This is a genomic window from Pseudomonas sp. ASL3 (genome assembly GCF_056680425.1).
This window is the reverse complement of the sequence record NZ_CM155281.1, coordinates 1,936,980-1,950,032: the sequence shown is the minus strand read 5'-3', so window position 1 is coordinate 1,950,032 and position 13,053 is coordinate 1,936,980. Positions and strand designations below refer to the sequence as shown.

13 protein-coding genes and 1 pseudogene are annotated in these 13,053 nt (G+C 55.7%); 12 read left to right on the top strand and 2 right to left on the bottom strand.

Going from position 1 to position 13,053, the window contains the following annotated elements; translation table 11 throughout:
* Nucleotides 1-85: 85 nt before the first annotated feature.
* Complete coding sequence (locus AC1MEE_RS08905) at nucleotides 86-781, bottom strand: B3/B4 domain-containing protein (RefSeq protein WP_480414970.1); 696 nt, start codon at nucleotides 779-781, stop codon at nucleotides 86-88.
* Between the two features lie 46 nt (nucleotides 782-827).
* Between AC1MEE_RS08905 and AC1MEE_RS08900 the strand changes: the two genes are divergently transcribed.
* Nucleotides 828-1,445, top strand: coding sequence for an XRE family transcriptional regulator (locus tag AC1MEE_RS08900; protein WP_480414968.1), 618 nt, complete (start codon nucleotides 828-830; stop codon nucleotides 1,443-1,445).
* A gap of 357 nt (nucleotides 1,446-1,802) precedes the next feature.
* On the opposite strand, the pseudogene AC1MEE_RS08895 reads toward AC1MEE_RS08900, so the two are convergent.
* Nucleotides 1,803-2,274: pseudogene (locus AC1MEE_RS08895) on the bottom strand (transposase); the annotation flags it as partial.
* A 279-nt stretch (nucleotides 2,275-2,553) separates the two neighbouring features.
* Here AC1MEE_RS08895 and AC1MEE_RS08890 point away from each other — a divergent pair.
* The 11 genes from AC1MEE_RS08890 to AC1MEE_RS08840 all read left to right on the top strand — a co-directional run bounded on the left by AC1MEE_RS08890 (nucleotide 2,554) and on the right by AC1MEE_RS08840 (nucleotide 12,342).
* A complete protein-coding gene (locus tag AC1MEE_RS08890; protein ID WP_480414967.1) occupies nucleotides 2,554-3,309 on the top strand; it encodes a hypothetical protein in 756 nt (251 codons plus the stop codon).
* A 111-nt stretch (nucleotides 3,310-3,420) separates the two neighbouring features.
* A complete protein-coding gene (locus AC1MEE_RS08885; protein ID WP_480414966.1) occupies nucleotides 3,421-3,651 on the top strand; it encodes an AlpA family transcriptional regulator in 231 nt (76 codons plus the stop codon).
* Nucleotides 3,652-3,655: 4 nt separating this feature from the next.
* On the top strand, nucleotides 3,656-4,498 hold the full coding sequence (locus tag AC1MEE_RS08880) for a ParA family protein (RefSeq protein ID WP_480414965.1): 843 nt from the start codon (nucleotides 3,656-3,658) through the stop codon (nucleotides 4,496-4,498).
* Between the two features lie 85 nt (nucleotides 4,499-4,583).
* Complete coding sequence (locus AC1MEE_RS08875) at nucleotides 4,584-4,793, top strand: hypothetical protein (RefSeq protein WP_480414964.1); 210 nt, start codon at nucleotides 4,584-4,586, stop codon at nucleotides 4,791-4,793.
* 14 nt (nucleotides 4,794-4,807) lie between these two features.
* Nucleotides 4,808-6,436 (top strand): ParB family protein, encoded by a 1,629-nt coding sequence (locus tag AC1MEE_RS08870; RefSeq protein WP_480414963.1) that lies wholly within the window; start codon nucleotides 4,808-4,810, stop codon nucleotides 6,434-6,436.
* The gene (locus tag AC1MEE_RS08865) at nucleotides 6,433-6,981 is read left to right on the top strand and encodes a DUF2857 domain-containing protein (RefSeq protein ID WP_480414962.1); all 549 of its coding nucleotides are present in this window, start codon (nucleotides 6,433-6,435) and stop codon (nucleotides 6,979-6,981) included. The genes AC1MEE_RS08870 and AC1MEE_RS08865 overlap by 4 nt, the downstream gene beginning before the upstream one ends.
* On the top strand, nucleotides 6,978-8,168 hold the full coding sequence (locus AC1MEE_RS08860) for an STY4528 family pathogenicity island replication protein (RefSeq protein ID WP_480414960.1): 1,191 nt from the start codon (nucleotides 6,978-6,980) through the stop codon (nucleotides 8,166-8,168). The genes AC1MEE_RS08865 and AC1MEE_RS08860 overlap by 4 nt, the downstream gene beginning before the upstream one ends.
* A 242-nt stretch (nucleotides 8,169-8,410) precedes the next feature.
* Nucleotides 8,411-9,166: a PFL_4669 family integrating conjugative element protein gene (locus AC1MEE_RS08855; RefSeq protein WP_480414959.1), complete on the top strand. Its 756-nt coding sequence runs from the start codon at nucleotides 8,411-8,413 to the stop codon at nucleotides 9,164-9,166.
* Nucleotides 9,163-9,681, top strand: coding sequence for a DUF3158 family protein (locus tag AC1MEE_RS08850; RefSeq protein ID WP_480414958.1), 519 nt, complete (start codon nucleotides 9,163-9,165; stop codon nucleotides 9,679-9,681). Before AC1MEE_RS08855 ends, AC1MEE_RS08850 begins: the two co-directional genes overlap by 4 nt.
* Nucleotides 9,678-10,148 carry a single-stranded DNA-binding protein gene (locus AC1MEE_RS08845; protein ID WP_480414957.1) on the top strand — a complete coding sequence of 157 codons (471 nt, stop codon included), beginning with the start codon at nucleotides 9,678-9,680 and terminating at the stop codon, nucleotides 10,146-10,148. The genes AC1MEE_RS08850 and AC1MEE_RS08845 overlap by 4 nt, the downstream gene beginning before the upstream one ends.
* Before the next feature lie 226 nt (nucleotides 10,149-10,374).
* Entirely contained in the window at nucleotides 10,375-12,342 is a 1,968-nt protein-coding gene (locus AC1MEE_RS08840) for a DNA topoisomerase III (RefSeq protein WP_480414956.1), read from the top strand.
* The last annotated feature ends 711 nt before the right edge of the window (nucleotides 12,343-13,053 follow it).

The following is a 13,053-nucleotide window of genomic DNA, read 5'->3' as shown; positions in this document are numbered from 1 at the left end:
CCGATAAAAAAGGCTGCGTGCGAGGCGAGATTGGACTTAACCCCATATGCATCCCCACAAGCAGCCTGTATCTCTCGCTTATTTATTAATTGGCGCCGGGGCCAATTATAGCGCTCTCAATCTGGGCGCCTGGCATCATCAGTTGCAAGCCTTCAATCAGCTTGTCACCGGCTTCAGTCAATGCTTCAAGTGGCATGGCCGGCAGACTTTCCAGAATGAACCACATGTGCTTTGCATCTGCACTCAGCCGTGTTCTTACGCCTTGGCGCCAATTCCAACGACGGCAAGTCACCCCTTTGTCGTCCCGCCAAACGACCTCGCCCGAATCAGGATACTCGTGGGCTGGGGCGCCTTCTTTCATGGTGTCAAAGGGTTCGGTGCCATCAGCAACGACGAGTCGCGGCGAGCCAACATACGCTTCGACATTCTCACCTCCGACAGGGACTGCGTACTCAATACTGATGGCATTGTAGAGGTCAACCACCGGATCGATACTAGGCAGGCTGCCGTCACGCAGGACTCGTTTGCGCAAAGCTTCAGCTGAGCAGGGAGTGCGCTGTGGCTTCGCACCGAATTTTCTGAAGAGATCCGCCCAAGCTGTCAGGTGAGCATCGGCCCAAACTGCACCTCCCGCAGTCACCGATTGGCAGGCTCGATTCAAAGCTTCCTTGCCGATGTCCGGATTGGCGATCGGTGCAGCTTCCACCACAATACTCAGCGCTCTGAACTCAGGGGCCAAATGGACAACATCTTGGTCGATTGACGGAAGTACGGACAGCATCAGAGAATCCCCTTTAACCCTAAATTTCATTACATATTAGCTACCAATGACCAAAATAGTCAATATATCGACCGAGCCTGGCGCCGACGCTCAAACCGTTAGCGCGGCCGTTGCCCGTAAGCTCAAACAAGAGCGAAAGAAGCAAAAAATCACCTTGGACGAGCTTTCCCGTCGCTCTGGGGTCAGCAAGGGCATGGTGGTTGAGATAGAGAAATGCACTGCTAACCCAAGCATCGCTATCCTTTGCAAAATCGCTGCTGCCTTAGGCCTTTCGGTTGCTGATATTGTGAATGTGGCGGACGCCCCTTCCGCACACCTTATCGAGAGCCAGGATATCCCTACCCTTTGGACCGGGAGCCTTGGAGGCTCAGCACGGCTTCTTGCTGGGACAACCGGACCAAACATGATTGAGCTATGGCGCTGGGAGATCTTTCCGGGTGAGACATTTGCCTCATCAGGACACCCTCAAGGTACTTTTGAGTTATTTCATGTAGAGAAAGGAATACTAAAATTTAAAGTGGGTGAGACAGAGCTAATAGTTACCGAAGGTTGTTCTGCGGTCGCAAAAACAGATATTCCCCACTCTTATTCCAATGGCGGTAAATCTAAGCTGACATTCACTATGTCAGTAACTGAAATTCACCAATCAGCACCAGCGATCTAGCTTTTGCTAGGTTGAGTAGCGGGTGAAGAGTTATTAATTGCTGCATATCGACTACCTCAATGATTCACATGATGGTAATCGATTGCAGCAAGCTCCGTGTATGGCTGCCGCAGCATCAATGTACACGCTGATACAATTTATTGCCGAACAATGTTTCTTTTGTTGTACTCGCCTAATGCAATGGCCAGAGTTTTTAAAATACCTATGAATTGTTTGGATATCGTCTTCATCAGAAGGTCCTTTTTAAATATACGTGGAATTCATCGAAAATCGGTATGGCTGTTCACTAATGATAATCAGGCCAGGCATCAAACGGTCTTCGATTTCCGGCGGGCGTACGTGAATACTGACCATCTAAGAGATCTGCCCGCGCCGCCCCCCCCCCGGAGCGCGGCCTGCGAGTACTTTTTCCTTGGAAAAGGCACTGAATCAGCTCTTTGCGCAATTGCCCAACAGGCAGCGCATAGATGGTGTTATAGATCGTTTCGCGGCGGACATAGGCTTCTTCAAAATTCACTTTCATAACCCGCAGCTTGCCCGCGATTTGCTTGGGAGAAAAGCGCTCTTGAAACAAGTGACTCACCCATTCAAAGCGCTCGTCGCCCATCACCAGCCTCTTGGAAGGACAACAGACTTTGCGCCACACGGGTATAGATTTGTGCAGCATGCACCACGTAGCCTGCGCTGAGGGATCGATGACAACGAAGCTTACGGCTAATCGTGGAGGGGCTACGCCCAGCATCCGAGCTATTTCGCGCTGACTGAGCTTCTGATATTGCCTGACCTGAATCGTGGCGCGTTCTTCTATGCTTAGTTCAGTATAAAACATGGCGACACCTTACCTGAGGGTATGGTGTTGCACTCAGTTTAGCGGCCGCCCTCTATGAAACTGAAGTCTATTTCGAGAAATGCGACTCGTCCGTTTGAGCTTGATTAGAGCTTTCCAATACCTCAAAGTGCTTGTAACATTTTTGAGAATCCCCACTCCTTCCCACCAAAAAATACGAAACTTCGGCGAGCATCATTGCGCAGATCCCTGCCATCCACTTGATTTATAAGAGGAAATTGGCGAACCGAACCAACAGAAAATCCTCGAGGATTTTTCTTTATGGATGAAGAAATTAACAATTACCCCCACGCTAAACTTTTTTATCGGCCCGAAGACATAGCGTTTCGGTGGTGCCACTTAATGGCATTAGAGCATCAAATTTCGAAAGAGGTTCGGCACTTACAGGGTTTTCCTAATCGAAAATTTAAAAAGTGGCCTTGCTTGGACCAAAAGCTAGAAATCCTGTGGGATGCTATTCGTAATAATGAGTTGTTGTACGGATCTCTGGGCATTACGGTGAAATCCGGCGAAACCGTCGATCCTCTCTACCTCACCATTCGTCATACAGATTTGAAGCAGTGGTTCAATCAGTACCATCCTTTGGACAAACCTGATTTTCTGTTTACCGACATAGAGAGACAAACCACCTCGGCTCTTACGATTGATATTTATCAGGCCTTATTAGTTGAACTAGAGGCGCTCAAAGTCCAACGAGACCGAAACCACCTTTTGCTAGAAGAGCTGAAGACCGAGCGAGAGAAGTTGCAGCAGGCAAATATCGCTTTGCTGTCACGCCTGCGCACCACGAGCCCTCCCAGTGAGCGAAGCGAAAAAGCTTACTTACGCCTTATTGGCGCATTTATTGACATCATGCTGGGGCACTCGCCTGGAGGTAACGCCTATTCCTCCTTCACGAGCCAAGCATCGATCATCTCTGTCCTTTTGGCCCACAATGCAGGAAAGCAGGGCTTCACGCAGCGAACCTTGGAGGATAAGTTCGCAGCGGCCAAACGCAGCGTCGCCGGATCAGAATGAAACCGAAAATTGCGAGCGATGCTGTCGCATTTTGCGGTGTGAAACCGTGCCCGATCCTTTTTAATGCCTGTCACGTCCTAACCGTACCATCAGTGCCTAGGAGTGATCCGTATGCCCATTCAATTGCCAGCTTCCGAAGCTACTACCGCCCCCCAGATTGAACGCCATATCATGCGCCGCGACGAAGTGGAAAGGAAAACTGGCTTCAAGCGCGCGCATATCTACAACATGATGAAGGAAGGCCGGTTCCCGCAGGCAAAACGTATTGGACTGCGCGCCGTTGGCTGGGACTCGCTGGAGATCGAGAAGTGGGTCACCGAACGCTTGGCGCAGCAGGACTGACGCTATGCGCGTGGTATCGGTGGTTTCCACCAAAGGTGGCGTAGGCAAGACCACGGTGGCCGCCAATCTCGGCGGTCTTCTCGCGGATGCTGGACTGCGTGTACTGTTGCTGGACTTGGATAGCCAGCCTACCCTCTCCACCTATTATGCAATGCACCATGCGGCTCCTGCGGGTGTGTACGAACTGCTCGCACTCAACCTGACAGATCCTGCACAGGTGCTTTCCACTACCGCGATCACTGGACTCGATCTGATCCTCTCCAACGATGATCAGGGTCGACTTGGCACGTTGCTGCTGCATGCCCCTGATGGACGACTGCGGCTGCGCAACCTGCTCGATACCTTCCGCCCCAGTTACGAACTGCTTTTGATCGACACCCAAGGTGCGCGCAGCGTACTGCTGGAGATGGCCATTCTGGCCTCGGATATCGCCCTCTCCCCCATCACACCGGAAATGCTCGCTGCCCGCGAACTCCACCGTGGCACCTTGAAGCTGCTCAGTGAACTTGAACCATTCCGTCACTTGGGCATTACGCCGCCACCCTTGCGACTGCTACTGAACCAGGTAAATGGCAATCGAGTGGACACCCGGATGATCATCCGCAGCCTGCGCGAGAGCTTCGCCGAGGCTACCAATATCTCGGTGCTAGAAACCGTGATTCCGGACCGGGTGGCGTATCTCAATGCCGCCTCCCTCGGCCAGCCGGTCCACCGAATCGAGACTTGTCAGTCGCTTGGGCGACGCACACCATCAGCGTTGGAAACCATGGAAGCGCTGGCCATCGAGCTGTTTCCTGAATGGCACGAAGCGATCTCGACGCTAGGCAAATGCGTGGAGGCTCGATGACAAGAATCGCCAAGCCAGCGTTTCTCGCAAATTCATTTTGTTTTATCGACCTTGATGCCAACAGCTTTTAGCAAGGAGTTTTTTGATGCTGGATCAACTTCCCATCATCATTCAACAGTCGATTCGACCAGACCCGCCACCTTGCGAGGAGTACTGCACCGTGGTCTTTCGTCTGCAAGGCGGGCGCTCGGCCATGGGTTGGTTCCTCGCCGAACTCTCCCAACATTTCGAAGGTTTGGGGACTGCCGAGATCGTCAAGTTTGAGGTCGGTGATCATTTGCGCAGCCGGCGTTAACTGAGGTTTTTCAAATGAAGAAACCCCGCCAGGAGGATATCAACAGCAAGCTGCAGCAGGACCACTTTCCTCGGGGCCCGGAGCTGGAGCGGCTGTCCGATCCACTCACCGACACGCCCATGCTGGTCACTTTGGAGCAGTTGCGGCCCTATGAGCACAACCCGCGCTTCATCCGTAATCCACTTTACGACGATATCAAGGCATCTATCCGTGAACGTGGTTTGGATCAATCGCCACCTATTACTCGCCGCCCAGGAGAAACCTATTTCATCATCCGCAACGGTGGCAATACTCGCTTGGCAATTCTCGGCGAGCTGTGGCAAGAAACCCGCGACGAACGCTTCTTTCGCATTCACTGCCTGTTCCGGCCATGGACCAATGAAATCAACGCCCTACTCGGCCATCTGGCCGAAAGCGATCTGCACGGCCAACTCACTTTCATCGAGCGTGCGCTGGCTGTGGCTAAACTCAAAGCCATGCTCGAATCGGATGGAACGATGCTCTCGCAACGCGAACTGGCAAAACGCCTCGCGGCTGGGGGGTATCCGGTTTCGCAGTCACACATCAGCCGAATGCTCGACACCCTCGAATACCTACTACCCGCCATTCCGCAAACGCTGTATGCGGGATTGGGTAAGCCCCAGATCGAGCGCCTGATCAGTCTGCGTAGACAAGCAGAGCAAACCTGGAATCGCTATCCAACCGCCGCCCTTACGTTCGCAGAGTTCTGGCTCGATACCCTAGCCTACTTCGATGCCGAACTTGAGGCCTTCAACCTTGAACATATCCAGGATGAACTGCTCGAACGAATGAGCCGGCTGCTCGGACAGTCCTACCGTATGTTGGCCTTGGATATGAGCGATACCCAACACGCCATATCGACGCCTGGCGTTGTCGTGACCACGCCTTCAGAGAACAGCCATCTGCCTAGCGATGATGAAGCCGCAACTCGACCTCCATCCTCAGAGTTCAAGACCTCGGAGCACAAACTCCATCCCTTTTCTCACGAATCCCACTTCAAATCGACTGAGCCTGGAGCCCAGGTCAGACCGATGCCAGAAGAGCTGCCCACACTACCTGAAACGAATGTCGCGTCAGCGGTCAGTCCTCTATCACGCGCACAGCAGATCCGCGAGCAGATTGATCGCGACACTGCCACTGAAGTAACACCGACCATCGAAACCTGCACGACCGACGACATATGGATCATCGCACCAACACTGGATACCCCCGAACAACTGCGTTTAGCCATTGCCGGACTGGCGCGGGAAATGGCGGCCTATGCCGGACATCCTGAGAGCGTCATCGATCAGAAGCTTGGCTTGGGCTTCGCTCTGAACATCGAGCGACTTGATCTTGCAGCGTCTAGCGCGACCGGCGTTCACCTACTTCTCTTGGCCCTGCTGCGCGCTCAAGACGAAGTGAACTGGGAGGATCGCAAGCAACTGCCCTCAGCCCTTTTCGGGCAGCTGTTACTGGGGGTCTACCAACTCCCGCTGCCAGATCGTCCGGCCATGGATGTGGGTCTGGAGCGACTGCCCGACGGTTTGATAATCAAGCTGTATCGTCTGATCCGCTTGGCCCGTCGCCTGATCGACTTAACGCTTCCCCCTGAAGACAACTCACCAAAGGAGCTGCCATGAGCCTGTCCTTCAATGTGCTCAACCAGGCCATGCTGACCCAGGTGCTCCACGAGTTGAGGCTGGGTAACCTGCAGCGCTGCAAGGCACTCGGATTGGGTGAGGACGACATCTACCTGTTGCAATCCTTACCGCCCTCCACACTGTCGCGCTTGGCCCATGCCACCGTACCCTGGGTTGAGGTCAAGATTGACTCGCCGGTGCTGCATCGGTTAATCGAGCAAGCCGAACGTGACGAGCAGAACGAGCGATTGATCAACCGAGCGCTCAAGCTGGGCGCCAGCAGCACGATCATGTACCAATTTTTCGGCTTGGCGCATTCGGAAACCGCCCTGCGCCGACGTCTGCTCAAGATAGAAACCCGTAAGGGCCGCCCTCAGCATTTGAGCGAAGCGCAGGAACATGCGCTCTGGCGCCGTTGGTGTCAGCTACGCGCTCAGGACGGCACCGAGGATCAACTCGACGCCATGATGATGCTGGCCGAAGAGCAGCAGATCAGCTTGACCATCGTTTGGCAGCAGATCGACCAGTACAGCAACGGAACATGAACACTGCTCCTTCCAGTCGCTGGCAGCGCGTCCTGCAGCAATGCACCCAGCAGTTGAGTGAACGCTGGCCCCCACGCCCTACCACTGAACAACCCTCCAACCAGGCGCTGCAGGCTGGCTTTCTGTTCAGTGGCCAATCACACAAAGTCGTGCCGCGTCGCCTACTGTTGGATAGTCGACTGACGCCGCTGGAGCGAAACGCTTGGCAGGTGTTTCGACTCATGCTGCAAGGCCAGGGCGTGGTCGCACCGCGCTATGAGGACCTGCAGCCCTACCTGTCGAGCGTGCCCTGCGGTGCATCAGCCTCCCGTGAAACCATTGCTCGCGTCTTGACCATGCTCAGATTGACGCGCTGGCTCAGCTTGGTGAGTCGTGGCCGAGACCAGCTCAGCGGGCGCCTACAAAGTTCTCTGTACGTCCTGCACGATGAGCCGTTAACCCCCGCCGAAGCCATAGAACTGGATCAGGATTACCTGGAGCTCGTCGGACATGCCCTCGGTCATGCCTCCAAGGTGGTGCGCATAGTCGCCCAGCACGTTGTGGAAGAAATTCGTCAAGACACGCATATCGATGTCGGTCGACTACCATCGCGGCTCGATAGCTGGGGGGAACACTGGACGCAGCAAGGATTGGATCTGACAACCAATGACGCTTTACACGACTCCGAACTGGGTGGTGATCACCAAGTTCGGAATCGTGCAGTCCCTCGTTCGGATTCCGAACCGGGCCTGAACACTAGGATTTCCGGCACCGTTCGGAATCCGAACGCCGCCTGTACTGTATTAAAAGAAAGTACTTGTACAGTACCGCGCGCGACCCCGGCGGTGGATAACCTGCACTGGCCCGATCCGTTGCACCTGAGTCCAAGCGAACGGCAGGCCGTCGCCGTGGCGTTGAACAAGCTCAAGCCGAAAGATCGGCAGGCGGTGCTCAACGAAGCCGGTGCACGCTGCGCGGCCGGCAGTATCCGCAAGCCAGCGGCCTATCTAATGGGCTTGGTCCAGCGCGCGCTCAAAGGCGACTTTCATCCTTGGGTTGGTCAGACAGAACCGTCACCTATTGCGGAGCCTCCCCCTCCAGCACCTTCACGCCCGGCCCAAAAACAGGGCGAACCTACATCCGCCCTCGCACAAGCGTGCCTGAATGAGCTACGCCAACTGCGCGGCAAACGCCCTGGACGTCAATAGATTTGATGCCAGTGGCATCAAATCTACTGAGTTCTAATGTGAGATCGAAAAGGTACGAACCTATGCAAGCCGAACAACATTTCCATAGCTATCCATGAAAATGATGCCGCTGGCATCACTCTTCCCCCTCCAAAGGTTGCACCGACCGAACCAAACCGAACAGACAGCATTCAGCTTTTTGACTGCCCTTGACCATTATCTGTCGCAACGTTTTCGCCCAAGCCTTATGCGAGGACAACACCGTGGCCGATCACTATCAACTCAACCTGGGTTCATTGCGCAGCAGCATCACCCTGACCCTGCACACTCACCACGCTGCCCGCATCTGGCAAGGTCGGACGGCACGCGAAGGTGTCCACTCGATCATGGGCATGGCCGGCTACATCAGCGTCACCAACCTGATCAAACAAATGGCTGCGCAAGACGACCCCTATGCCGACTGGGCCATGGTGCAACTCGAAGAAAAACTGATGCAGGCCAAGGCTGGGATGCTGGACCTGACCCAACAGCTGGATCGGATCAGACAGGACCTGCCGACACAGATCGACATGAGCGACAACCTCAACATCCACCCGGTGACCTTGCCGTTGTACATCGGCAGCCAGTTGGGTTTTCTGGCGGTCTACCTGCTGACCGACTACGACACCCTGGTGCGCCGTACCCTACTGGCCCATCACACCGCCCTGATCGGCCGCATCGACATGGAAGCCTGGATCGACGACGGCGCCCATCTGCTGCGCAGTCTGTTCGGTCAGGCACAGCGCTATCGGCATGCCGGCGTCACGCGCGATGACATGGCGGCAAACAATGCCCGTGCCTGTGCGGCAGTCGAAAAGTTCGGTGTGCCTCCGCAGGACATCCTCGCGGGTATTCGTCGCTCCCAGTTCGCACCGCCGATCATTCGTCATGGTGCTGTGCCAGTGGATGACGCTGACGCGTTGGCAGAGCAAGCGGGAGAGTCATCTGTGACTGTGGATGAGCCGGAGGACGAAGCGTGAATCCCCTGACCCCGGCTCAACCGATGCCCCTTGATGCGTTGACACCGGATGCCTATCGACAGCTCGAACACGCTGCCTCCCTAAAAGGCCTTTTAAAGCCCTTTAAGGGTAAGGGAGAGTTGGAGCACCTGGCGCAGGTGGCGAGGGAAATCGAGGCGCAGTTATGTCGCCTGATGGAGACCGTCGTGCAGCAGGTCGGACGACCACCTTACTCGCTGCTGGATATTCGGCTGGTACTACAGAACACCAGCGCTGGCAGCACCTTCCTGCGTTGGCGTACCCGTGACTTCGCCCACATGGGCGTTGCGGTCTGGGAGCGGCAGGTCTGCAACAAAGCCCTGTCACAGACCATACGCGAAGGACTGCACCGTTTTGAAGGCGACCGCATTGCACTGAATCTGCAGATGAGCGTCGTGCATTCGCTATACCGCCAGGCTACCACCTGCGCGATCAAAATGGCCAGTGCCGAACGGTTACTGCGCCAACTCACAACCGCAGTGGAGGTATTAGGATGAGCACTTTTTTCGTTGGCGAAGGCAACATCGGCAGTGCGCCAGAGTTCCAGGAGTTTCCATCAGGCAATGACGAGCCACGGCGTTTGCTGCGGCTGAATGTGTACTTCGACAACCCCGTGCCACGCGATGGTAGCTATGAAGATCGAGGCGGCTATTGGGCGCCGGTTGAGCTCTGGCACCGCGAGGCTGAACACTGGAGCACGCTGTACCAGAAAGGTATGCGTGTGTTGGTCGAAGGCCGCACAGTGCGCGACGAATGGGAGGACAGCGAAGACAATGCGAGGGTGACCTTCAAGATCGAGGCCCGTCGAGTCGGCATCCTGCCTCACCGGGTGCACAGCGTGGTCATGCGGGAACGATCCAGTGAACCGGCGACATCTGCGACACACGTCGGGCAAAGTACAGAACAGGCCAGTTCACCTACGTCGAAACCCAAAAAGCGTAGAGGGCCGCCACCTTCGGAATGACGAGCATTAGGCATAGAAAATGCGCCTTTGCGCGAAGTTGCTGGCCTGTCATTACTCGCTGCTCGTGAGGATCCACACTGTCGTCCACGCTACAACAGGGTAGCAACCTCGGATTCTTCAAGCCTGCCCTTACGGACTAATATGAGGAACCTGCAATTCAGGTTTCTCATATCTCGCAACTGCTGTTTCCAACGACTCTGCTCCGGACCCCATCCGGAGCAGTTCTATGCGCCTCTTCCTCTGCGAAAAACCTTCCCAAGGTCGAGACATCGCCAAGGTACTCGAGGCAACTAGACGTGGTGATGGTTGCCTGATCGGAACAGAGACAACCGTCACCTGGTGTATCGGCCACCTGCTGGAGACAGCACCGCCTGAAGCCTATGGCGAACAATTCAAGAGTTGGTCGTTGGGTCATCTACCGATCATTCCCGCACAGTGGCAGGTTGAGGTCAAACCCAAGACTGCGGCACAGTTCAAAGTCATCAAGCGCCTGCTCAGTGAAGCTACCACCGTCGTCATCGCCACCGACGCCGATCGCGAAGGTGAAATGATTGCCCGCGAGTTACTGGAACTCTGCAAGTATCGAGGACCCGTTCAGCGTCTCTGGTTGTCCGCACTCAACGAGGCGTCGATTCGCAGAGCACTGTCCTCGCTGAAGTCTGGTCAGGAGACCTTCTCGCTCTATCACTCAGCCCTGGCCCGCAGCCGTGCCGACTGGCTGATCGGCATGAACCTGACTCGTTTGTTTACCCTCCTCGGCCGGCGGGCGGGCTACGATGGTGTATTGTCAGTTGGACGCGTCCAGACACCCACTTTACGTCTGGTGGTCGATCGGGATCGCGCGATTGCCAGTTTCGTCCCGGTGCCCTACTGGGATGTGGATGTGCACTTGTCGTCGATGGGGCAGCGATTCATCGCGTCGTGGTTACCGCCAAGCGAGGGACGCGATGAGACGGGTCGTTGCCTGCAGCAGGCACTTGCCCGCCAGGCGGTCCAAAGAATTACTGATGGTCGCGCCGCCACGGTACTCTCGCTGCAGACTGAGCATTTCCGCGAAGCGTCGCCCCTGCCCTTCGACCTGAGCACGCTACAGGAAGTCTGCTCGCGCAAGCTGGGGCTTGGCGTTCAGGAAGTCCTGAACATAGCTCAAGCCCTGTATGAAACCCACAAAGCCACCACCTATCCGCGCAGTGATTGCCGCTATTTGCCCGAAAGTATGTTCGACGAGGTACCCGCGGCACTCGACGCCCTGCTCAAAACGGATCCGGCACTAAAGCTTGCACTCGGAAGCCTCGATCGAGGCTTGCGCTCCCGCGTCTGGAACGATACCAAGGTCACAGCGCATCACGGCATCATCCCCACCACCGAGCCGGCGAACCTCGCGCGGATGTCCGAACAAGAGCGCCAAGTCTACGAACTGATCCGTAGCCATTACCTCGTGCAATTTCTTCCGCATCATGAGTTTGATCGGACCCAGGTCGAATTGGAGTGCGGCGGACAGCGGTTGACCGCCGTTGGCAAACAGATCAGGGTCCAAGGCTGGAAAGGCCTGCTCTACGAAGCCGCCGAGGATGACGAGCCCAGTCAAAAGTCCCAGGTATTACCCACCTTACAGCAGGGCACGCAGTGCGCAGTGAGCGACGTCGAACTCAAGGCCATGCGGACCACCGCCCCCAAACCACTCACCGAGGGTGATCTGATTAAGGCCATGAAAAACGTGGCCAAGCTGGTAAACGACCCACGCCTGAAACAGAAACTGCGAGATACCACCGGCATCGGCACCGAAGCCACACGAGCCAGCATCATCAAGGGTTTGATCGACCGTGGTTATTTGCTGAAGAAAAAACGCGCGTTAATGGCGTCGGCTGCCGCCCACACCCTAATCGAGGCGGTACCTGCCGCGGTCGCAGATCCAGGCATGACCGCGATCTGGGAACAGGCCCTGGACGAAATCGAAGCAGGACGCCTGACCCTGGATGCATTCGTCGCCAAGCAGGCTGCCTGGATTGTGCAATTGGTCGAACATCGCGGGACACTCATCTTGACAGTGCCTGTCGAAACCGGCCCGGCCTGCCCGGTTTGCAACGCCTCAATGCTCAAACGTATGGGGAAATCAGGGCTGTTCTGGTCTTGTTCCCAGTACCCGGCCTGCAAGGGAACTTTGCCCGTCAGAAAAGAGACACATCGCAAATGATGCACCGTCTATAAATAATGATTGATCTTGGGGAAACTGTTGGAAGATTGGCCGCACATCTGGAGTTGTGCCGTTGGCTTGACGCTGTCACGCCCCCTCTGCTGTAGTACCTCCGGTTCATCGCCAATGGCGACCCAAGACCGATTAGCTCCGGGCAGCTCGGTCGGACTCTTAGAGTTCGGAGCCTTTTCCGCATTGGAGTAACTTTCCCACTTTGTGCGTGACCTGATCGTGGCGGCGGATGACCACTGTTGCCTCTTGCAAGCAATAGCGGTCATCCGCTTCGGCGATCGTATTCAGTCCCGGAGCCCGCCGGGGAAATACTGGGCACCCTTTGTGCGCGGATGCGTGCCAGCCTGTTCCGACCCAGGCCACGACAAGGGTCGGTTGACGAGTCGTGACGCAGCGAATCCAGTTTTGCGAGGAGCTTTTCGACTGCATAAGACTGTCAAAGGTGGCTTTTCTGTTCCTCGCCTGGCACCCCGCCAGGCCCTCTCTTCACTTTCTTCATTCCAGTGATTGCCACTGTATTCCGGCCATAAAAAATCGGGTTGCAGCGTCTTGACGCTCCCCTTTGACAGGCTTATACAAAGGGCGTGGTTCGCTGTCGTTGACAGCCCAGCCCAGGTAGCTTGAACCTTCAAGGCTACGCCACGCTCGTGGTGGTTTACCCAAGTGCGATCAGCGTTCGGAAGCTCGCACGGTTACCGA

Excerpts from the sequence above, each read along its gene's own strand:
- AC1MEE_RS08865 (WP_480414962.1), top strand. The coding sequence starts at position 6,433 with ATGAGCCTGTCCTTCAATGTGCTCAACCAGGCCATGCTGACCCAGGTG.
- AC1MEE_RS08870 (WP_480414963.1), top strand. The coding sequence starts at position 4,808 with ATGAAGAAACCCCGCCAGGAGGATATCAACAGCAAGCTGCAGCAGGAC.
- AC1MEE_RS08875 (WP_480414964.1), top strand. The coding sequence starts at position 4,584 with ATGCTGGATCAACTTCCCATCATCATTCAACAGTCGATTCGACCAGAC.
- AC1MEE_RS08880 (WP_480414965.1), top strand. The coding sequence starts at position 3,656 with ATGCGCGTGGTATCGGTGGTTTCCACCAAAGGTGGCGTAGGCAAGACC.
- AC1MEE_RS08885 (WP_480414966.1), top strand. The coding sequence starts at position 3,421 with ATGCCCATTCAATTGCCAGCTTCCGAAGCTACTACCGCCCCCCAGATT.
- AC1MEE_RS08845 (WP_480414957.1), top strand. The coding sequence starts at position 9,678 with ATGAGCACTTTTTTCGTTGGCGAAGGCAACATCGGCAGTGCGCCAGAG.
- AC1MEE_RS08840 (WP_480414956.1), top strand. The coding sequence starts at position 10,375 with ATGCGCCTCTTCCTCTGCGAAAAACCTTCCCAAGGTCGAGACATCGCC.
- AC1MEE_RS08900 (WP_480414968.1), top strand. The coding sequence starts at position 828 with ATGACCAAAATAGTCAATATATCGACCGAGCCTGGCGCCGACGCTCAA.
- AC1MEE_RS08860 (WP_480414960.1), top strand. The coding sequence starts at position 6,978 with ATGAACACTGCTCCTTCCAGTCGCTGGCAGCGCGTCCTGCAGCAATGC.
- AC1MEE_RS08905 (WP_480414970.1), bottom strand. The coding sequence starts at position 781 with ATGCTGTCCGTACTTCCGTCAATCGACCAAGATGTTGTCCATTTGGCC.
- AC1MEE_RS08890 (WP_480414967.1), top strand. The coding sequence starts at position 2,554 with ATGGATGAAGAAATTAACAATTACCCCCACGCTAAACTTTTTTATCGG.